The organism is Aequorivita marina (assembly GCF_031631895.2).
GTDB classification, from domain to species: domain Bacteria; phylum Bacteroidota; class Bacteroidia; order Flavobacteriales; family Flavobacteriaceae; genus Aequorivita; species Aequorivita marina.
In genome coordinates this window covers 166703-185754 of the sequence record NZ_JAVMBW020000014.1, presented here as the reverse complement: position 1 = coordinate 185754, position 19052 = coordinate 166703, and the positions used below count along the sequence as shown (strand labels likewise).

Genomic DNA, 19052 nt, shown 5'->3' with positions numbered 1-19052 from the left:
CGATAAATCTTTAATTACAAAACAATGCCGTCTCGTAATACTATGGGGCATTAATCCAAGTTTCCCTGGGCTATTCCCCTGTACAAGGCAGATTCCATACGCGTTACTCACCCGTGCGCCGGTCTCAATAAAGGCAAGCCTCTATCTACCCCTCGACTTGCATGTGTTAAGCCTGCCGCTAGCGTTCATCCTGAGCCAGGATCAAACTCTTCATCGTATAATCTTAAATAATATTGCGACCATACATCGATAAAGAGCCTAACTCTCAAAAAAATCCTCAGGAAATCTTACTTAGTTTAGTTTCTTTGTTGATTAACTCTCTTTCGAAAAATTAATCTACGCTGTCAATTTCAATATCTCAATGAACTTTTCCCTATTATATAAGGAATCAATTTGTCGGTGTAACGGAGTCGAACCGCTGTACTGTGCCTCTCACCTGTTGTTTTTAAGAGCGTGCTTATCGCTAAGCGGGTGCAAATATAACACTCTTTTTTAAACCTGCAATACTTTTTTGAAAATAATTTAAAAAAGTTTTTTGGAGAACGTTCGCTGCTATATTTAAGTGAAAAATTTACTTCCTAGTAGCGGGGTGCAAACATAAGACCCTTTTCTGAATCTCGCAATGCTTTTTTAATATTTTTTCTAAAGTTTTTAAAGAGCGTTTCGCTTTGTAATTCAGCGCTGGGCTGTTGTCCTAAGCGGGTGCAAATATAGAACGCTTTTCAATACCCACAAACTATTTTAAACGTTTTTTTAAAGTATTTTTTCCAAGACAACGCAAGTGACTGAAAACTCAGCGCTTATGAGTAAAGAAAAAAAACAAAAACTCCCGGTCATCTGCTCCACGCCAAAAAAAACAACCGTATTTCAACTAAAAGTGATAGTATAGCATAAGAAGCAATCCATAAAAGAAAAAAGAACGCCCAATAAAGATACAATGTTCACAGGTTTTACGCAACCGCCTGATACATTAGTTGTTAACAGTCTTTTTCTTCCAACTTGCCTTTAAGTCTAAAAAATCAATTGAAAAGGCAGGGCGTTGCCTATCTAGCCTTCCCGCTTGAAAAGACCGCTCTAAAATATCTTCTATAAGGTAATCTTCTTTTACTTCAAAAGGCCTATACTCCTCTTTTAAGGATATTTCAAAAAAACTCGCAGTAGTGTTATACCAAAATGCCCGCCAGCCCGTACGCAATTCTTTTACCAGATTAAAAGCAGTGCGGCCAGTTTGTCTGTGAATTAGCTTTACTAAAATTTGACCTTCGGTATGCGTTAGTTTTTTTAAACGTTCAGAGAATTCGCCTTCAATATACTTTTGCACCCGTTTGGTATATTTTCTCTTATCGCTACGCTTCTCTACCGTTTTTAATCGTTCCGTCATTGTAGTAAGACGTTCAGAAGCAAGTTTGGCATACGGATATACTTTACGGGTCTTTCTTCTAAGTATAAGATAACGCCTACGGTCCTTTGCTGAACTAAACTTTAACCGATCTAACAGAATCACTTCCTCCAGGTCAATAGTTTCACGAGCAACAGTGTCTCCCGCAATAATATAGTACATTACTTCAGAAGAGTCTTTCTTCTTCTTTAAGAACTCCGAATCAGTTTGTCCATATCCGGATTGCAAACCTAAAAATAACAAGCCTATATATATAGGTATAAAAAATTTCATTTAAACGGTTTAATAATTATGCTTCACTTCATCTAAAAACGTACCAAAATTAAGCAAATTGCCTTGCTATCCTTAATAAGAAATTGCTAATTTTACCATTCACAATTATTTCAGCATAAAAAGAAACTATGAGCACTTCAATATTAAATGACAAATCACTTAAATTTTTAGAGCAATACCTAAACAATGCCGCACCTACTGGTTATGAATGGGACGGGCAGAAACTGTGGATGGAATATTTAAAGCCGTATGTAGATGAGTTTATTACCGATACCTATGGTTCTGCTGTAGGAGTAATAAACCCCGAAGCAAAATTTAAGGTGGTTATTGAAGGCCATGCCGACGAAATTTCGTGGTATGTAAATTATATAAGTGATGATGGGTTGCTTTATGTAGTTAGAAATGGAGGAAGCGATCATCAAATTGCACCTTCAAAAATTGTTAACATCCACACCAAGAACGGTATTATAAAAGGAGTTTTTGGGTGGCCTGCAATTCATACGCGCAATAAGTCTAAGGAAGAAGCGCCAAAACCAGACAATATATTTATAGACGTAGGCGCCAAAGACAAGGAAGAGGTAGCGGAAATGGGAATCCATATTGGATGCGTAATAACGTACCCCGACCAGTTTCATATTCTTAATGAAAACAAGCTTGTATGCCGAGCGTTAGACAATAGAATGGGTGGGTTTATGATTGCCGAAGTGGCTAGGTTACTTCATGAAAATAAAAAATCGCTTCCTTTTGGAATTTATATTACCAATTCGGTACAGGAGGAAATTGGGCTGCGCGGCGCACAGATGATTGCCGAACGTATTAAACCAAACGTTGCAATAGTAACAGATGTTACGCACGACACCACTACCCCAATGATTAATAAAAAGAAAGAGGGGCAAGCTGAAATTGGCGCTGGCCCTGTGATTGCCTATGCTCCTGCTGTGCAGCAAAAACTAAGAGATTTAATAGTTGACACGGCCGAAAAGAAAGAAATTCCGTTTCAGCGTGCAGCACTTTCTCGTGCCACAGGAACCGATACGGACGCTTTTGCCTATAGTAATGAAGGAGTAGCAAGCGCATTGATCTCTCTTCCGCTTCGTTATATGCACACTACAGTTGAAATGGTGCATCGTGATGATGTTGAAAACGTAATTAAACTTATTTACGAAACCTTGTTAAATATAAAAGATGGCGAAACCTTCAGTTATTTTGATTAAGAAATAACGCAACCTATTGCCCTTTATTTAAGTTTTCAAAATAAAGCTTTGCGCGCTTAATTACCTTCGGGGCCAAAATAATTGTTGCGGTCATGGTTGGTATTGCCATCATTGCAAAAAATGTATCTATTAAATTAATCATCATACTCAGAGAGGTTGTGGCCCCTACTAAAATGCTAATTATATAAAAGTAGTTATAGATACCTTTATTTTTTGCACCAAAGAGGAAAGACATACACTTGCTACCATAATATGAGTAGGAGAAAAGCGACGAAATACTAAACACAGAAATACATGCCAACAAGGCGTATTTTCCGACGTAGGGGATGCTTTCTTCAAAAGCCGAAGCCGTTAAACTTACACCGTTAGCTTCACTGCTTTGCCAAACCCCAGTCACCAAAATGGCCAAGGCGGTTAGCGTACAGATTACGAGTGTGTCTATAGCTGGCCCCAACATGGCTACCAATCCTTCGCGAATAGGCTCATTGGTTTTTGCTGCACCATGGGCCATTGGAGCCGTACCTATCCCCGCTTCATTTGAAAAGGCTCCACGACGGATTCCTAATAAAATAATCCCGCCAATAACGCCCCCTAGAAAAGCATCGCCTTTATAAAAGTTTGCTGAAAAAGCATCGGTAAAGATTAGCCCCAAGTATTTTGGCACTACATCTATATGTATTCCTAAAATAGTCAACACTAAAACAAAATAAAGCACCACCATTCCCGGCACCAATTTAGAAGCGGTTTTACTAATTCGCGATAAGCCACCTAAAATCACAATGGCAGTTATTGCCGCTAATACCAAGCCGATAATTAAATCGGTAGTAAACCCATTGTAAAGACCGGCCGGTTTTAAAAGAATGTCATTAATGGCTTGCGTTAATTGGTTTACATTAAATACAGGTAAGGCCCCTACCAAGCCGGCAACACTAAAAACCACAGCTAATGGAATCCAACGTTTTCCTAGGCCTTCAACAATAAAATACATGGGACCGCCTTGAATATTCCCTTCGCTATCTTTCCCTCTATACAGTATCGCTAAGGTTGCAGTAAAAAACTTAGTAGACATACCAATTACAGCGCTTACCCACATCCAGAACACAGCTCCGGGCCCACCAATAGCAATTGCAACTGCAACTCCAGCTATGTTTCCCATACCTACAGTTGCAGACAGGGCCGTGGTCAAGGCCTGGAAATGAGTAATCTCGCCGGCATCATCTTCGCTGTCATATTTTCCGCGTAACACGGCAACAGCATGCCCTAGATATCGAAATGGCAAAAACCGAATTCGTATTAAAAGGTATAGCCCCCCGCCAACCAAGAGTATTAGTAACGGTAAACCCCATGCCATGGAAGCTATTTCAGCTATAAATTGATCTATATTTTTCAGCATACATGTCAAATTTTCGTCTAATGTATGATAAAAATTTTTATAATTAATGGGGAAATTGTTACTTGCAGTACAGCATGAAGAAAAACCTAAGCCTTTTCCTACTAATTTTACCAGTACTTGTATTTGGGCAGTCAAGAACTGATTGGAAAAAACGCGCTTTTGTCTTTACGCCTGAAGTTCTCCTCGGAAAAACAATGGAGGCCAATGACGGGTTCCCAAATACTGAGCTTCAAAAACAGCTCATTCTAAACTTTGGCAGAAACCATTCTGAAAATCCGCAACAATGGGCCCAACAGTTAAAAGGACCAAAAACAGGCTTATCATTTGGCGTTACTGATTTCGGAAATTTAGACAGCTTGGGAGTTGCGTTTACTGTAGCTCCTTTTATTGAATTTAGAGCATTTGGAATAGACCGTTTTAAAATACTCGCAAGCATGGGTGCGTCGTATTTTTCGAAAAAATTCCACCCAGATACAAATCCACAAAACAGAGCCGTAACCACTGATGTAACTTGGGCTTTTAGAATGTACTTCTATTATCAGCTTTTTTCCACAAAACAAATAGATTGGCGGGCAGGACTTGGATATTCGCATCATTCTAACGGACATACACGTTTGTTAAACCAAGGATATAATTCGTTTTTGGTTAGCCTTTCAGCAGATATTAAACACATTTTAAAACAACCGGAAAACAAAAAACTAGCTATTCCAATAAAGCACCAGAGCACAGTTTACAATTATCTGGCTGTACGTACTGGGCTCGGTCAAAACGTATTTGCCTTAGCCTTTAACGACAAACGAAATGTTTACACTCTTGCTGCGGAATACGGGCGTGTTTATAATAACACCTTTAAAGTTGGCGTTGGATTTTACTACCGCTTTTACCAGCATTATTACGATTATATTGACGGCAACGAATCTTTGGTACAACCGGGAAGAGAGTTTGACTATTTTAGAAGCAACCCTGTGTATTACGCCAGCAACCTAGGAATAAGCCTACACGGCGAAATATTTTTAAACCACGTGGGCATTGACCTTCAATTGGGGTATAATTTTCACAAGCCTGCCTATAAAATGGATTATCGCATTAATGAAGGTTGGAAAGACCCTCCACGCGAAATCTCAAAAGCGTGGAAGCTAGGAGTTCTCGATTCAAAGTTTAAAAAGAAATATCGGATCTCTTCCCGTTTAGGCCTAAAATACTACCTTATTGGAATGGAAAAAGCTCCAAAAAACAATCTATATGTTGGAGCTCATTTAAATGCAAATTTAGGCCAAGCAGACTTTACAGAGTTAAGCCTTGGTTATGTGCATAACTTTAACTTTCGCGAAAGAAAAGCAGTGCCTTAGTTCTTCGGCAATTTAGACAACCGAACTGGCAAACTGCAAGTACTCGGCGCTCATAATAGACGCATTAATTATTTTCCTGAAGATATTCTAACACGTTATTTTCAATACGTTCTTGAATATTCTGAACGTCTGCTTTTACAAACTTTTCGCCTGTAATATTTTCATAAAGTTCAATATATCTTTTGGAAACACTTTCAATATAATCAGCACTCATTTCAGGCACCGCTTGCCCTTCTAAACCTTGAAATCCGTTTTCAATAAGCCATTGCCGAACAAACTCCTTAGATAGTTGTTTTTGTGGTTCGTTTTTAGATTGTCTTTCAGTATAGCCTTCAGCATAAAAGTATCGCGATGAATCTGGGGTGTGAATTTCATCAATCAGAACAATCTTTCCATCCTTGGTCTTTCCGAACTCATACTTGGTATCAACCAATATCAAGCCTCTTTTTGCTGCAATTTCACTCCCAAACTGAAAGAGCTTTCGTGTATAATCTTCAAGCTGTAGGTAGTCTGCTTCAGCAACGATTCCTTTTTTTAAAATTTCTTCTCTAGATATATCCTCATCATGATCCCCCATTTCCGCCTTGGTAGCTGGAGTAATTATAGGCTCTGGAAATTTGTCGTTTTCCTTCATTCCCTCAGGCATAGCGACGCCACATAAGGTTCTTATACCAGCTTTATATTCTCTGGCCGCATGACCGCTCATATAACCTCGAATTACCATTTCAACTTTAAAAGGAGTACAAGCTTCGCCTATGGCAACATTTGGGTCTGGCGCGGCAGTCAACCAATTGGGAACTAAATGCTCCGTATCTCGCATCATTTTGGTTGCAATCTGGTTTAATATCTGACCTTTATATGGAATTCCTTTCGGCATGACCACATCAAAAGCACTTAACCTATCTGTGGCAATCATTAAAAGCTGGTCATTCTCCAAGGTGTAAACCTCACGGACTTTTCCGTGATAGACACTTTTTTGGCCTGGAAAATGAAAATTCGTTGAAGTTAAAGTGTTACTCATGATGCTATATGTTTTTTAATACGGGGTTTAATCTACATTTTCAATTTTTCTATATGCAGCAATTACTTTTTTAACCAATCGATGACGGATTACATCTTTGTCGTCTAAATAAATCATTCCAACGCCTTTTACATCTTTCAACACCAACAAAGCTTCTTTTAATCCAGACGTTACACGGCGTGGTAAGTCAATTTGCCCAGGGTCGCCAGTAATCATAAACTTGGCATTTTTCCCCATTCTGGTTAAAAACATCTTCATTTGTGCGTGGGTCGTGTTTTGAGACTCATCTAAAATAACAAAAGCATTGTCTAGTGTACGACCGCGCATAAAAGCCAAGGGCGCAATTTGAATTACACCAGACTCTATATGTGAAGCCAGTTTTTCTGCAGGAATCATATCGCGCAAGGCATCGTACAAGGGCTGCATATACGGGTCTAACTTTTCCTTAAGATCGCCTGGAAGAAAACCTAAGTTCTCTCCTGCCTCAACCGCGGGGCGCGTTAAAATAATTCGTTTTACCTCTTTATCCTTTAAGGCTTTAACCGCCAAGGCAACGCCGGTATATGTTTTTCCCGTTCCCGCTGGGCCAACGGCAAAAACCATATCATTGTCTGCCATTAGTGCCACCAGTTTGCGCTGATTTGCGGTTTGTGCTTTAATAGGTTTTCCACTTACCCCGTGGATAATTGTACCGCCACTCCCCGCCGGAGCCTCATAATCCTCTTTGGTACGACTCATTAAAACACGTTCAATAACATTCTCGTCAAGTTTGTTAAATTTCATAAACTGCTCTAGGAGCATATTGATACGCCGGTCAAACTCTTCTAAAATTTCCTCATCGCCATAGGCTTTTATTTTATTGCCACGTGCCACAATTTTAAGTTTAGGAAAATAGGTTTTAAGCAAATCAATATTGGCATTTTCGAGGCCAAAAAAATCTCTTGGGCTTATGTCTGTGAGTTCGATTATAAGTTCGTTCAAAAGCAGTGTGTTTTTATCAGAATTAAACTTTGCGAAATTCAATATTGGGTTACTAGTTTCGTTAAACATCCAAAGTAGGCATGTTATTCACTCCCTATTAAATAACCGCAAAAACATTTAAAGTCTATTATTTATTTTATTCAACAAAAATAGTTTTGCTACTCACAAAAGTAACTTATTTTTGTGGTACTTGATTTAAGAAAACATCAACAATTATTTATGGCTATAATCACGTTTACGACTGACTTTGGAGAAAAGGATCACTTTGTTGGTGCAGTAAAAGGAGCTATTTACACCGAAATGATTGATGCAAAGGTTGTTGACATCTCTCATAACGTCTCACCATTCCATCTTCATGAAGCGGCATACATCATCCAAAACGCGTATAGTAGTTTCCCTAAAGGAAGCATCCATGTAATTGGTGTTGATTCTGAATTGAATATAGAAAACAGACATATTGCAGTTTTTATGGATGGTCATTATTTTATTTGTGCAGACAACGGAATTATTTCGATGCTCACTTCGGAAATACGACCAGAAAAAATTGTAGAAATCAACATTCACGATAGGTTTGTGAGCAATTTTCCGGTTTTGGATGTTTTTGTAAAAGTTGCCAGCCATATAGCACGAGGCGGAACGCTAGACGTGATTGGTAAAAATATAACAGAAATAAAACAGTTGACTGGAATACGGCCAGTAATTAGCAATAAAGGATATAAAATAGGTGGAAATGTTATTTATATTGACAATTATGGCAATGTAATCAGTAATATTACCAAAAAATTGTTTGAGGAAGTTGGTAAAGGCAGAAAATTTGAAATCAATGCCAGAACGGCAAAATTTGATAAGATATACGCCCATTATAGCGAGGCCATTAATTTTGATCTTCCTCCAGAACGCAGGGAAGAAGATGGCAAGAAACTAGCCCTATGGAACTCCTCCAACTATTTGGAGTTGGCTGTTTACAAAAGTAGTTCAAAAACCATTGGTAGCGCTTCCTCCTTGCATGGCTTAGATTACAGAGATGCAATAGTAGTGAGCTTTATGGATTAAGCTAGCTATATGTATAACAGACTGAATGAAGTTGTTATAATCCAAACACACCAAATAAAGCAATTGTATTTTGACAAGCTCAACAACCTAAAATAGTAAATATGTTTACACGAATCGTAAAAATGGAGTTTCAAGAAGAAAACATCCCTACATTTTTAGACAACTTTGAGGCTGTAAAGAATAAGATACGCAACTTTCCAGGTTGTACTTTTTTGGAGCTTTATCAAGATAAAAACAATAAAGCAATCTTTTTTACCTACAGCCGTTGGAATGAGGAAACAGATCTTGAAAACTACCGACATAGCGATTTGTTTAAAAAAGTATGGAGTCAAACCAAACCGCTTTTTAAAGAGAAAGCCGCGGCGTGGAGTGTAGATACGCTCGTGAGTTTGTAGTTTATAGAAAATAAGAACCAAGGCGTCTAGGCGCCTTTGCCAGAGATGAAAAATAAATGCTAGCAATAATAAAACGCGAAATCAACTCCTTTTTTTCAAGTACCATTGGGTATTTGGTAATCGCGGTGTTTTTAGTAATCAACGGTTTATTTCTTTGGGTCTTTAATGGAAATTACAACATTTTAGATTCCGGATTTGCCGATCTTGCCCCATTCTTTGAGCTGGCACCTTGGGTATTACTGTTCTTGATTCCCGCAGTATGTATGCGCGCCTTTAGTGACGAAATGAAAATGGGCACCTTAGAGCTCTTGCTTACCAAACCAATTACCTTGTTAAAGATAGTGCTTGGAAAGTATTTTGGCGCAGTTACTTTAATTGTTATTGCCTTGATCCCAACACTGCTTTACGTTTATAGTATTTCTGAATTAGGTAACCCACCAAACAATTATGACTTGGGCAGCACCATTGGATCGTATATTGGGTTGCTGTTTTTGGTATTTGCCTATACTTCCATCGGGATATTTTCGTCTACCCTTTCAGAAAATCAGATCGTGGCATTTATAATTGCGGTTTTTTTATGTTTTGCGCTGTACTATGGTTTTGATGGCTTTTCGTCATCGGCATTTAATATTTCAGAATTAGGGATGAAAGCACACTTTGATAGTGTAGCACGTGGGGTTTTGGACACGCGCGATTTAATCTATTTTTTCAGTATTACGGTATTCTTTATCGCTTTAACGGTTTTAAAATTGAAGCAAAAATGAAAAAGACTTCAACTAAAAACAATATTGGGTTCGCAGTACTGCTTATCATTGGCTTAGTGCTGCTGAACTTTTTAGGCAGTTACTTTTACGAGCGTTTTGATCTAACCCAAGACAAACGTTTTACCCTTTCAGAAGAAACCAAGGAAATTATCGCTCCTATAAACTCTCCCTTACTTGTAGATGTATTTTTAGAAGGTGAATTTCCGGCTGAATTCAGAAGACTTCAAAGTGAGACTGAACAACTGTTAGACGAGTTTTCAGCCTATAACGGCAACATCAAGTTTAAGTTTATCAATCCCACTGAAAAAGGTTCGGAACAGTTTCAGCCACAATTTGAAAAATTTGGATTAACCCCAGCCCAGGTATCGGTTACCGAAAGCGGCAAACAGAGTACCGAACTTGTTTATCCTTGGGCGCTTGCCCATCACAATGGTAAATCTGTAAAAATACCTTTGCTTAAAAATCAACTGGGCGCCACTTCAGAAGAAAGAGTAAACAGCTCCTTACAAAACTTACAATATGCATTTGCCGATGGATTTAAAAAGCTAGCAACGGAAAAATCTAAAAAAGTAGCCGTTCTAAAGGGAAATGGCGAATATGACGACCGGTATATAGCCGATTTTTTTGCAACCCTAAGAGATTATTATTTTATTGCACCTTTTACGCTAGATTCAGTTGCCTCTACACCTGAAAAAACCCTACGCGCTTTAAACACCTTTGATTTAATAGTGGTAGCACAGCCCACAGTGGCTTTTAGCGATGCCGAAAAATATATACTAGACCAATACCTTATGAATGGCGGGAAAGCCTTATGGCTACTGGACGCCACCCAAATGCAAGCCGATCCTACAACAGGCGAGACCTTTGCTTTTGGCAGGGATTTAAACCTAAATGACTTTTTCTTTAGGTACGGTATTCGAATAAACCCGAATTTGGTAAAAGATGTATATGCTGCCCCGATTGTTTTGGCAAGTGGTGAAGAAAATGAATCGCAATACAACAAATACCCCTGGTTTTTCAGTCCGCTTAGCAGTAGCGCCAACAATCACCCTATTGTAACCAATATTGAGGCCGTTAAGTTTGATTATGCCAGTGCCATAGACACGCTTCCAAACAAAATAAATAAGACGATTTTACTTTCCACCTCTCCTATTTCAAAAATTGTTGGCCTTCCAATTCCTATTGATTATAATGAAGAAATCCCCAAGAATCTTCAGGTAGTTAACGAAGGGCCAAACCCGAAGGAGTTCAACGCTGGTGAGATTCCGCTGGCCGTACTGCTGGAAGGTCAATTTACCTCAGTTTTTAAAAACCGCGTAAAACCGGTGAAACTGCAAGGAGCACTAAAAAATATTGACGAAGGAAAAGCCTCAAAAATGGTTGTAATTAGCGATGGCGATGTGATTAAAAACCAAATGCAGGGCAACCGACCCTTAGAGCTCGGGTTTGATAAAACAACCAATTCCTTTTATGGAAACAAGGAATTTCTGCTGAATACCGTCAATTACCTCCTTGACGACAGCGGACTTATAAACATTAGAACACGACAAATTGCGGTACCATTTTTAGATCAACAGAAAACCGCCGATCAACGCACAAAGTGGCAAGCACTTAACCTACTGTTACCCTTGGGCTTACTTTTAGTTTTTGGAATTGGCTTTAACTACTATCGAAGACGTAAATACACCCGCTAAATGTTAATAAGTTTGTTTTATCAAACACATCAATTGAAATATATTTGTACTTAGACTACACTATATAACCTTAGCTGGTTATTTTATTTAGATGTGGTTCGGCAGGCTCACCAAGCTTCGTTTTTTATAATTAATTGTAAAGCCAGGCTGATTGAAAAAAGCTATATAGAAATGCTCTTTATCTTAAATAAATTGGTTGTAAAAAGAATGAATAATATAAGCTCATTAAACTTCATTTTTGTTGCCTAAATTTACTGAAGAGTAATATTAAGAATTATTTCATAAAAAATATACATAATGAAATTCATCGTATCTAGTTCGTATTTATTAAAACAACTACAAGTATTGGGTGGTATTATCAACAATAATAATACCCTACCAATTTTGGATAACTTCCTTTTTGATTTAGACAATAACACGCTTAGGGTTTCGGCTTCCGACCTGGAAACTACCGTTTCGTCAAAATTAGAGGTAGAAAGCAGTGAAAAAGGAATGATCTGTGTACCCGCCAAGCTTTTGCTTGAAACATTAAAAACCTTTCCAGAACAGCCCTTAACCTTTACCATTGAAGACAACAACACCATAGAGATTAGCTCCAACCACGGTAAGTATGCCTTGGCCTATGCTAGTGGCGAAGAATTTCCGAATGCCGTTGAGTTAAAAGACCCCTCCTCTACCATTGTACAGGGCGATGTGCTCGCGACTGCCATCAGTAAAACAATTTTTGCTTCCGGAAATGACGATTTAAGGCCGGTAATGAGTGGTGTTTTCTTTCAGTTTTCAACAGACAATTTGGTTTTTGTTGCAACGGATGCCCATAAGTTGGTGAAATACACTCGTGATGATATTAGCGCTTCACAAACGGCTGAATTCATTATGCCGAAAAAACCGCTGAACCTTCTAAAGAGTATCCTTATTGGTAGCGAAGAAGATGTAATTATTGAGTATAACGAAAGTAATGCTAAGTTCATTTTTGAAAATACCGAGATGGTATGCCGCCTGATTGACGGGAAGTACCCAAATTACGAAGCGGTTATTCCCAAGGAAAATCCAAACAGATTGACGATAGACCGCAACCAGTTTTTGAATTCGGTGCGTAGGGTTTCTATTTTCTCTAGCAAGACTACCCACCAAATTCGATTAAAAATTGCTGGTGCCGAATTAAATATCTCTGCTGAAGATGTAGATTACAGCAACAAGGCCGAAGAGCGTTTAACTTGTGATTACCAAGGCGATGATATGCAAATTGGGTTTAACAGCCGTTTCCTTACCGAAATGCTTAACAACCTTACCAGCGATCACGTTTCCTTAGAAATGAGCCTCCCCAATAGGGCTGGAATTCTTACTCCAGTTGATGGGCTTGATGAGGGCGAAGCAGTTACTATGCTTGTTATGCCTGTGATGCTTAACAACTAACTTTGGTGCATTTTAATTCACTTTTAGTGTATAAAATCACTCGGTTACCGTATTTTAAGATGATTGTTTTAGAGCTAAGTGAGTGACACATTTTTATACCCTTTGGTGTTTAAAAATACTCGGGTATCCTGTTATAGCGTTTTTATTTATAATTGAAAATCATTAGTGTCCGATTAAAAGAGTGAGAAAATTTGTTGAGTCACAGATACTAGGCAATTAGAATATTTTTTATTTAATGACAGCATGCTATTATACTTAGCATCAAAATTTATCAATTAAAAAGTATGTTTAATCAATTTTATCTAGTTTTCAATCTATTAAAAAGCAAGTCTTACGTCTTATGTATTTAAGTGCAGGGGTCTTATATCTTAGTCGGACACGACTAATTGAGAATAAAAATTTTGGATGGCTTAGTTAGAATGTCGATTTAAAAGAGTTTGTCTATAATTTTCAATAAGCATTAGAGGCTGCCTTAAAGATAATCGGTTTGTTATTATAAACACGCTTAAAGCCTCAATACAGTTTTAAATAAAACTACAGGCAAGTAATTTGTTTTATATTAATGGCATACCCAATTTGTACCATTATAAAAAACAGGGCATATTGTAGTACCCTGACCAATAACAGGTTCTAAATATTGTGGACTTACTGCGTCGGTTACATACGCCATAGCACCTGTGACTCCGGCCGGTAAGTCGGCCACTTTATAGCCCCGAGTTTTCATCATTCCGTTTACTTCAAGGTCGACTTTTGGGTTATCTGTGCCTATTCCTACGAACCCATTATTTTTTATAACCATACGTTGAGCAAGCGAGGTTGTTCCATCCTGAGATGTGCGAAAAGAAATTCTACCCGGCATATCATCTGGCCCAGTAGAATTTGGTACTCCATCAATCCCCATTGATATAGAAGCTGCACTAATATAGTTGGTGCCATCATAGCCTTTTGCCTGAATACTAAAAAGGTTAGACGTTTGTCTATTTGAAACCGCTAAAGGATTCGCCATGGTACCGGCAGCAGAATGAATGTGAAATATTGAAACCCCATTAACTCCATATATGTAGGTATCTATATCAGCATCAAGTCCGTGTATTTCGAGATTTTGGGTAGGATGTTCTGTTCCTATACCTACTTTTCCATTATCTGTAACAACCATTTCTGTCCCAACCGGACGTAATGTAGTGCCATCACTAAGTGTGCCGAGCTCTATTCGGTTTTCTGCGCTATTATTTATCCAAGCATCGTCTGTTTGGTCTCCAGCAATTGCATTACCCACTTTTATCCATTTAGCTCCAGTATTATAGTAAAAACCTTCGCTTACTGCTGTAACTCCAGATCCGTTTGTAGCTGTATTATATACTGTCATACCCATTACGTGAGCAGAAAGCGGTGCAAAAGAAGTAGTTGAAGTTAATGCTACGCGAGGCATTAGTAAGCCTTTGTTGTTAGAGAATAACTCTAGCAATGCATCTCCATCGGGATCTGTGGTGCCAATACCTACTTGGGCATAGCACGCTGCAGTAGAAAAGAAGGTAAATATAAATACCACTGTTTTTAAAATAAGCTTAGACTTTTTCATCATTACTAAATTGTAAAAATTTCTATTAAAGCTAATTGAGTGGAGAGCAATTATAAATTTACAAAAATCTGAAAATATATCCAAAAAATTCATCTTAAAACCCTATACATAAGTGATCTAACCATGCTATATCTAACAGCTATAGATTACTAAACACCCATCATTTTGATGGACTTTTATATCTTCAGAATATTGATGACAATTTGTTTTTTATGCGATGTATCAGTAGTCAATAATCCTTAAAACTAAAAGTCATGAAAAAAATTTATCTTCTATTCCTTATTTTTCTATTAAGCTACTTTTCGATACAAGCTCAAACTATAGATGTAGTAACCGGTATTAGCACTCCTTCCAGATTGTTAATTAATGGCAATGATTTATATTTCTCAACAACTTCTGAAGTTTTTAAAATTGACATTACCCAAACTTCGCCTACCCCTACTTCTGTGGTCTCTGGTTTAAATGCCGCAACGGGAATGGCCATGGCAGGTAATACACTTTATATTGCAGAGTTTAATGCGGGAAGAATTTCAAAAATTGATATAAGCGATCCAACTCCAAGTCTAGAAACGGTTATTTCTGGTCTTAATACCCCAAACGGATTGTACCTTTCAGGAAATACAATGTATTATTCTGACAATAACAGCAACATTGTTGAAAAGTTTGATGTAACAGATCTAAATCCAACCACGACATTAGTTGCTACTTCTGCGGTTAACTTTAGTCCTTCGGGTTTAGCATTACATGAGAGTATTTTATATATGGCGCAAAGTCAATCAAACAGAGTCTCCAAAGTTGATGTTGATAGTGGTGTAACCCAGCCAACAGACGTAGTTGTGGGCGTGAATAGGCCGCTCGGAATTCGCCTTAATGGTAACAATCTTATTATTGCTGAATATATTGGTAATAAAATTTCAATGAAGGACCTTACCAACAGCGCCAATACCGCCATAGATCTTGTAACTGGGGTTAATCAACCCACCGATATTGAAATTTCGGGAAGTACCCTGTTTATTTTGGAAAAGGGAGCCAACAAAATATCTAAAGTTGAGAATATTTTAGGTTTAGATACTAGGTACCAGAGAAACCATTTTAAGCTATATCCAAATCCTGCCCATAATTTTATTCAAATTGCCAACCTACAAACTCCTACTTTTTACGAAATATATACCATTGTAGGCGCCAAGGTTACAACGGGCACAATCGATCCTAATGAAAGGGTAAATATTGAGCGTCTGGCAGCAGGGGTTTATATTTTAAAAATGAAAAACGGTCATGTAGTAAAATTTGTAAAAGAATAACTCTAGTGAGGCACATTCTGCATAGTTGAAAGTACTAACTCTGATTCCATTTACCGTAATTGTAAATTTCAGAAAAGTCATGTTTAAGTACTTAATGTCAAGGTCGTTTTAAAGAAATTATATAACAACTGTGATTGTTTTTACAGTTGGCTCTAGTTTATTCTAGCGTTGATTTTTATGTTCTATTTAAAAACACAAGGGTTTCAAGTTGATCTGAATGGAGAAAATCTGGTTATTCCCTTTAGGGATAGGGTAAAAATAATCGGATTTTCGGTGTTTTGTCTTTACCCCGCCCCTAAAGGGTGAAAAAATACCGAAAATTTCAAATATCCAACATAATAGCTGTTTTAAACTAGAGCCTTACAGTTTTAAAACAGAGCACATCCATGCATGAGATTAATAGCTTTTAAGCTCCCTAAACCTTTAAAAACAACAAAACCCCTTTAAAAAAGGGGGTTGTTGTTTTTAAACTCTTGAATACGAATATCCTGAAATTAGCATCATAGTTCTGAAGCTATACCTACTAATTTTCGGACTATTTGTTGTTGCCCTATATTCTATCAGGAATTAACTCTTCCTCTTCAGGCTCATAAAGGTAGCGCTCTTTACTGTCATCCAGTTCATCCATCCATTCGGTATGGTGTTCGGAAGCCATAGTGCCTGTAACAACACTTTGGTATGTTTTATCGCGATAGGTTAATATATTCTCATCTTTATCATCTAACCAAGATTTAAACATCTCTCCTACTTTATCTACATCAAAGTTTGGGTAATCAGAAAGCTCTAACAAGTCTTTGATATATGCTGATTGAAAATCTACATTATCAAATCCTGTTTCTAATTTGTCATTTTTCTCTAGCCATTTATTCATATCAATTCTTCTCTCCGCTTTTTCTGGAAGTTTATAACGCCCAATCATATAATCGCGTGCAACCCAAGCCTGGGCATCAAACATATTAAAAGTATAATATTGATCCTGCATTCCTAAATAGATCAATTGTGGAAGGTCATTAAAGAATATTCCTTTATACAGATCGTCTGGATAGAGGTTGTTTTTAGTTTTCAGTCGCAATTCGTCTGGTAAGAACGGAAATTTGTGTTGATATCCGGTACACATAATAACGGCGTCATACGCCTCGGTTGTGCCATCTTTAAAGAAAGCTGTGTCGCCTTCAAAGTGAGTAACCAATGGCATTTCTTTTATTCCTTCTGGCCAAGGTACCCCAATCGGGTTCGTTCTATAGCTTAATGTAACAGATTTTGCGCCGTGTTTATGGCATTGAACCCCAATATCTTCTGCGGAATAACTGCTTCCTATAAGCAATAAATTTTGATCTTTAAATTGATCTGCACCTCTAAAGTCATGGGCGTGCATCACGTTGCCCGGAAAGTTCTCAATTCCTTTAAAGTAAGGCATATTCGGCGTAGAGAAATGTCCTGAAGCTACAATCAAGTAATCAAATTCTTCCGAATAGGTTTTATCAATTTTTAAATCGTCAAGTACAAGTGTAAACTTTTTAGTTTCTTCGTTATAACTTACCCACCGTGCAGTAGTGTCAAAACGAATGTAATCACGAGCTTTACTTTTTTTGATCCTTCCTTGTATATAATCAAATAATACTGGTCTTGGCGGATACGAAGAAATGGGCTTTTTAAAGTGTTCATCAAACGAGTAATCCGAAAATTCTAAACACTCTTTCGGACCGTTAGACCACAAATATTTATACATACTTCCGTGAATAGGTTCACCATATTTTCCTACTCCTGTTCTCCAGGAATAGTTCCACATACCGCCCCAATTGCTTTGCTTTTCAAAACAAATAATTTCTGGAATATCCTCACCTTGGTTTTGAAGCGCTTCAAATGCTCTAAGTTGCGCTAGCCCACTTGGGCCGGCTCCAATAATTCCTATCCGTTTTTTGTTCATACGTTTATCATTCATATATTAAATAAAGTTGTAGCGAGCACATCCTTAAAAAGCAGGTGCTCAATGTTAATATTCTATTGTGAAGACACTGCGAATGGCAGTAAGATAAGCCTAAAAGAAAGGCTTTAGGTTAGAATCAATACGCTGCGAAAAAGCTACTGAGAAACCAACACGATTTTTTTTAAAACACAATGACGCGAAGATATCATTTTTTAATAGCTTTCGCAAGTATCAAAAACGCAAAGTACTGATTAAAAGTACGCTGCATTATTGTATTAAATTTGATTAATTGTTCAATTCAATTTTTATGGCCTTATCGGCTGTTAATTCAAACTGGCAATCCTCAAAAGTAGGTTTGGAGAATTTTGGCTTAAAGTTATTTGAAAACGCATATGGCTCTTTAGGAATTCCCAAGAAATTTCGATCACATTCTCCATTTCCATTTTTATCATGGTATAACGAAACAGCATAATTTCCCGAGGGCAAATCTTTAATAACGATGGTTTCGGAACTTCCACTTACTTCGCGGGAAACACCAACATGAGCCTGCCCTTCTTCCATAAAGCGTTCGCCGTTATTGAAAAGCCCAACCTCAAGGGTGCCCTGATGGCTTTCTATGTTATGGATTGTAATGGTTAACGTATGTTTTTCGGTCTGTACGGTGGCAAAAAACAGTGTGAGGTATATTAATAAAGTGGTCATTTTAGTTTAAATAAAAGTTAGTTAATTTTTATACTAAATTAGCATTAAGTCATTAAAACATAATTACATAGCCTTGCATTTGATACGTAGGGATATCAATTAACGCAGATAAGGTAAGTTTGGTGTATTGATTCATATCTACATTTGGATCTATATTTTTTTTCGCGGCAGCTTGCCCACATAAATGGATTGATGCTCCATAAGCTGTCAATTTTTTCAGCAATTCTAAATTGGGGTTGCTCACCCCCATTTTCTCCCGATGTGCTTCTTCAGTTAAAGTTACAGGTGTAGCCGCACCACTAATAACACCTACCAGCTGAATATTCTTCTTGGGCACACCTCCACTTTCCAACAAATTGATAGTACGTGCCATTTTCCATAGTGCAACATTTACGCCTTCTCTTTCCTTTGCAGTGGTAATATGAAACAAGAGCTTGTACTCCATTGTTGGATCTGGTTTTACAGCCACGTCTTCATATTCTACAATTCTTCCATAACCTTCAATTGTTGGAGTCTTCCAATTTTGCGCGTTCATACTTAGAGCTAAAAAAAGTAAAAATATTGATGTTACTATCGTATTCTTCATACTAC

At 37.7% G+C, this 19052-nt stretch carries 16 protein-coding genes and 1 rRNA gene; 8 read left to right on the top strand and 9 right to left on the bottom strand.

From position 1 onward, the window contains the following. Together QPK98_RS13805 and QPK98_RS13800 are read right to left on the bottom strand one after the other, a co-directional pair. Nucleotides 1–217, bottom strand: a 16S ribosomal RNA gene (locus QPK98_RS13805); the annotation flags it as partial. A 753-nt stretch (nt 218–970) separates the two neighbouring features. After that, a complete protein-coding gene (locus QPK98_RS13800) occupies nt 971–1672 on the bottom strand; it encodes a DUF4294 domain-containing protein (RefSeq protein WP_310994049.1) in 702 nt (233 codons plus the stop codon). Nucleotides 1673–1800: 128 nt separating this feature from the next. Here QPK98_RS13800 and QPK98_RS13795 point away from each other — a divergent pair, with 128 nt between their 5' ends. Continuing rightward, nucleotides 1801–2886, top strand: coding sequence for a M42 family metallopeptidase (locus QPK98_RS13795; RefSeq protein WP_310994048.1), 1086 nt, complete (start codon nt 1801–1803; stop codon nt 2884–2886). 13 nt (nt 2887–2899) lie between these two features. Here the strand turns inward: QPK98_RS13795 and QPK98_RS13790 are convergent, their stop codons facing one another. After that, entirely contained in the window at nt 2900–4279 is a 1380-nt protein-coding gene (locus tag QPK98_RS13790) for an alanine/glycine:cation symporter family protein (protein ID WP_435373103.1), read from the bottom strand. A gap of 74 nt (nt 4280–4353) precedes the next feature. On the opposite strand from QPK98_RS13790, the gene QPK98_RS13785 reads away from it, so the two are divergent. Next, nucleotides 4354–5628 carry an acyloxyacyl hydrolase gene (locus QPK98_RS13785; protein ID WP_310994047.1) on the top strand — a complete coding sequence of 425 codons (1275 nt, stop codon included), beginning with the start codon at nt 4354–4356 and terminating at the stop codon, nt 5626–5628. Between the two features lie 64 nt (nt 5629–5692). On the opposite strand, the gene QPK98_RS13780 is transcribed toward QPK98_RS13785, so the two are convergent. Both QPK98_RS13780 and QPK98_RS13775 read right to left on the bottom strand, forming a co-directional pair. Beyond that, nucleotides 5693–6649, bottom strand: a complete 957-nt coding sequence (locus QPK98_RS13780) for a phosphoribosylaminoimidazolesuccinocarboxamide synthase (RefSeq protein WP_310994046.1) — start codon at nt 6647–6649, stop codon at nt 5693–5695. A 27-nt stretch (nt 6650–6676) separates the two neighbouring features. Then, a complete protein-coding gene (locus tag QPK98_RS13775; RefSeq protein ID WP_310994045.1) occupies nt 6677–7630 on the bottom strand; it encodes a PhoH family protein in 954 nt (317 codons plus the stop codon). 219 nt (nt 7631–7849) lie between these two features. Here QPK98_RS13775 and QPK98_RS13770 point away from each other — a divergent pair, with 219 nt between their 5' ends. The 5 genes from QPK98_RS13770 (at nt 7850) to dnaN (ending at nt 12952) form a co-directional block, all read left to right on the top strand. Continuing rightward, nucleotides 7850–8683, top strand: a complete 834-nt coding sequence (locus QPK98_RS13770) for an SAM hydrolase/SAM-dependent halogenase family protein (protein ID WP_310994044.1) — start codon at nt 7850–7852, stop codon at nt 8681–8683. Between the two features lie 101 nt (nt 8684–8784). Beyond that, nucleotides 8785–9078, top strand: coding sequence for a putative quinol monooxygenase (locus tag QPK98_RS13765; protein ID WP_310994043.1), 294 nt, complete (start codon nt 8785–8787; stop codon nt 9076–9078). A gap of 56 nt (nt 9079–9134) precedes the next feature. Beyond that, nucleotides 9135–9842: a gliding motility-associated ABC transporter permease subunit GldF gene (gene gldF, locus QPK98_RS13760; protein ID WP_310994042.1), complete on the top strand. Its 708-nt coding sequence runs from the start codon at nt 9135–9137 to the stop codon at nt 9840–9842. After that, on the top strand, nt 9839–11536 hold the full coding sequence (gene gldG / locus QPK98_RS13755) for a gliding motility-associated ABC transporter substrate-binding protein GldG (RefSeq protein ID WP_310994041.1): 1698 nt from the start codon (nt 9839–9841) through the stop codon (nt 11534–11536). The genes gldF and gldG overlap by 4 nt, the downstream gene beginning before the upstream one ends. A gap of 297 nt (nt 11537–11833) precedes the next feature. Then, complete coding sequence (dnaN, locus tag QPK98_RS13750) at nt 11834–12952, top strand: DNA polymerase III subunit beta (RefSeq protein WP_310994040.1); 1119 nt, start codon at nt 11834–11836, stop codon at nt 12950–12952. A gap of 559 nt (nt 12953–13511) precedes the next feature. On the opposite strand, the gene QPK98_RS13745 is transcribed toward dnaN, so the two are convergent. Next, the gene (locus QPK98_RS13745) at nt 13512–14534 is read right to left on the bottom strand and encodes a phage tail-like protein (RefSeq protein WP_310994039.1); all 1023 of its coding nucleotides are present in this window, start codon (nt 14532–14534) and stop codon (nt 13512–13514) included. A 251-nt stretch (nt 14535–14785) separates the two neighbouring features. On the opposite strand from QPK98_RS13745, the gene QPK98_RS13740 reads away from it, so the two are divergent. Next, nucleotides 14786–15832: a T9SS type A sorting domain-containing protein gene (locus QPK98_RS13740; RefSeq protein ID WP_310994038.1), complete on the top strand. Its 1047-nt coding sequence runs from the start codon at nt 14786–14788 to the stop codon at nt 15830–15832. Between the two features lie 550 nt (nt 15833–16382). Here QPK98_RS13740 and QPK98_RS13735 read toward each other — a convergent pair. From QPK98_RS13735 to QPK98_RS13725, 3 genes are all read right to left on the bottom strand, one after another. Next, nucleotides 16383–17759 carry a trimethylamine monooxygenase gene (locus QPK98_RS13735; protein ID WP_310994037.1) on the bottom strand — a complete coding sequence of 459 codons (1377 nt, stop codon included), beginning with the start codon at nt 17757–17759 and terminating at the stop codon, nt 16383–16385. A gap of 285 nt (nt 17760–18044) precedes the next feature. Next, nucleotides 18045–18461 carry a DUF2141 domain-containing protein gene (locus tag QPK98_RS13730; protein ID WP_310994036.1) on the bottom strand — a complete coding sequence of 139 codons (417 nt, stop codon included), beginning with the start codon at nt 18459–18461 and terminating at the stop codon, nt 18045–18047. Between the two features lie 52 nt (nt 18462–18513). Then, entirely contained in the window at nt 18514–19047 is a 534-nt protein-coding gene (locus QPK98_RS13725; protein ID WP_310994035.1) for a DsrE family protein, read from the bottom strand. Between the last annotated feature and the right edge of the window lie 5 nt (nt 19048–19052).

Excerpts from the sequence above, each read along its gene's own strand:
- QPK98_RS13800 (WP_310994049.1), bottom strand. The coding sequence starts at position 1,672 with ATGAAATTTTTTATACCTATATATATAGGCTTGTTATTTTTAGGTTTG.
- QPK98_RS13795 (WP_310994048.1), top strand. The coding sequence starts at position 1,801 with ATGAGCACTTCAATATTAAATGACAAATCACTTAAATTTTTAGAGCAA.
- QPK98_RS13790 (WP_435373103.1), bottom strand. The coding sequence starts at position 4,279 with ATGCTGAAAAATATAGATCAATTTATAGCTGAAATAGCTTCCATGGCA.
- QPK98_RS13785 (WP_310994047.1), top strand. The coding sequence starts at position 4,354 with ATGAAGAAAAACCTAAGCCTTTTCCTACTAATTTTACCAGTACTTGTA.
- QPK98_RS13780 (WP_310994046.1), bottom strand. The coding sequence starts at position 6,649 with ATGAGTAACACTTTAACTTCAACGAATTTTCATTTTCCAGGCCAAAAA.
- QPK98_RS13770 (WP_310994044.1), top strand. The coding sequence starts at position 7,850 with ATGGCTATAATCACGTTTACGACTGACTTTGGAGAAAAGGATCACTTT.
- QPK98_RS13765 (WP_310994043.1), top strand. The coding sequence starts at position 8,785 with ATGTTTACACGAATCGTAAAAATGGAGTTTCAAGAAGAAAACATCCCT.
- gldF (WP_310994042.1), top strand. The coding sequence starts at position 9,135 with ATGCTAGCAATAATAAAACGCGAAATCAACTCCTTTTTTTCAAGTACC.
- gldG (WP_310994041.1), top strand. The coding sequence starts at position 9,839 with ATGAAAAAGACTTCAACTAAAAACAATATTGGGTTCGCAGTACTGCTT.
- dnaN (WP_310994040.1), top strand. The coding sequence starts at position 11,834 with ATGAAATTCATCGTATCTAGTTCGTATTTATTAAAACAACTACAAGTA.
- QPK98_RS13745 (WP_310994039.1), bottom strand. The coding sequence starts at position 14,534 with ATGATGAAAAAGTCTAAGCTTATTTTAAAAACAGTGGTATTTATATTT.
- QPK98_RS13740 (WP_310994038.1), top strand. The coding sequence starts at position 14,786 with ATGAAAAAAATTTATCTTCTATTCCTTATTTTTCTATTAAGCTACTTT.
- QPK98_RS13735 (WP_310994037.1), bottom strand. The coding sequence starts at position 17,759 with ATGAACAAAAAACGGATAGGAATTATTGGAGCCGGCCCAAGTGGGCTA.
- QPK98_RS13730 (WP_310994036.1), bottom strand. The coding sequence starts at position 18,461 with ATGACCACTTTATTAATATACCTCACACTGTTTTTTGCCACCGTACAG.
- QPK98_RS13725 (WP_310994035.1), bottom strand. The coding sequence starts at position 19,047 with ATGAAGAATACGATAGTAACATCAATATTTTTACTTTTTTTAGCTCTA.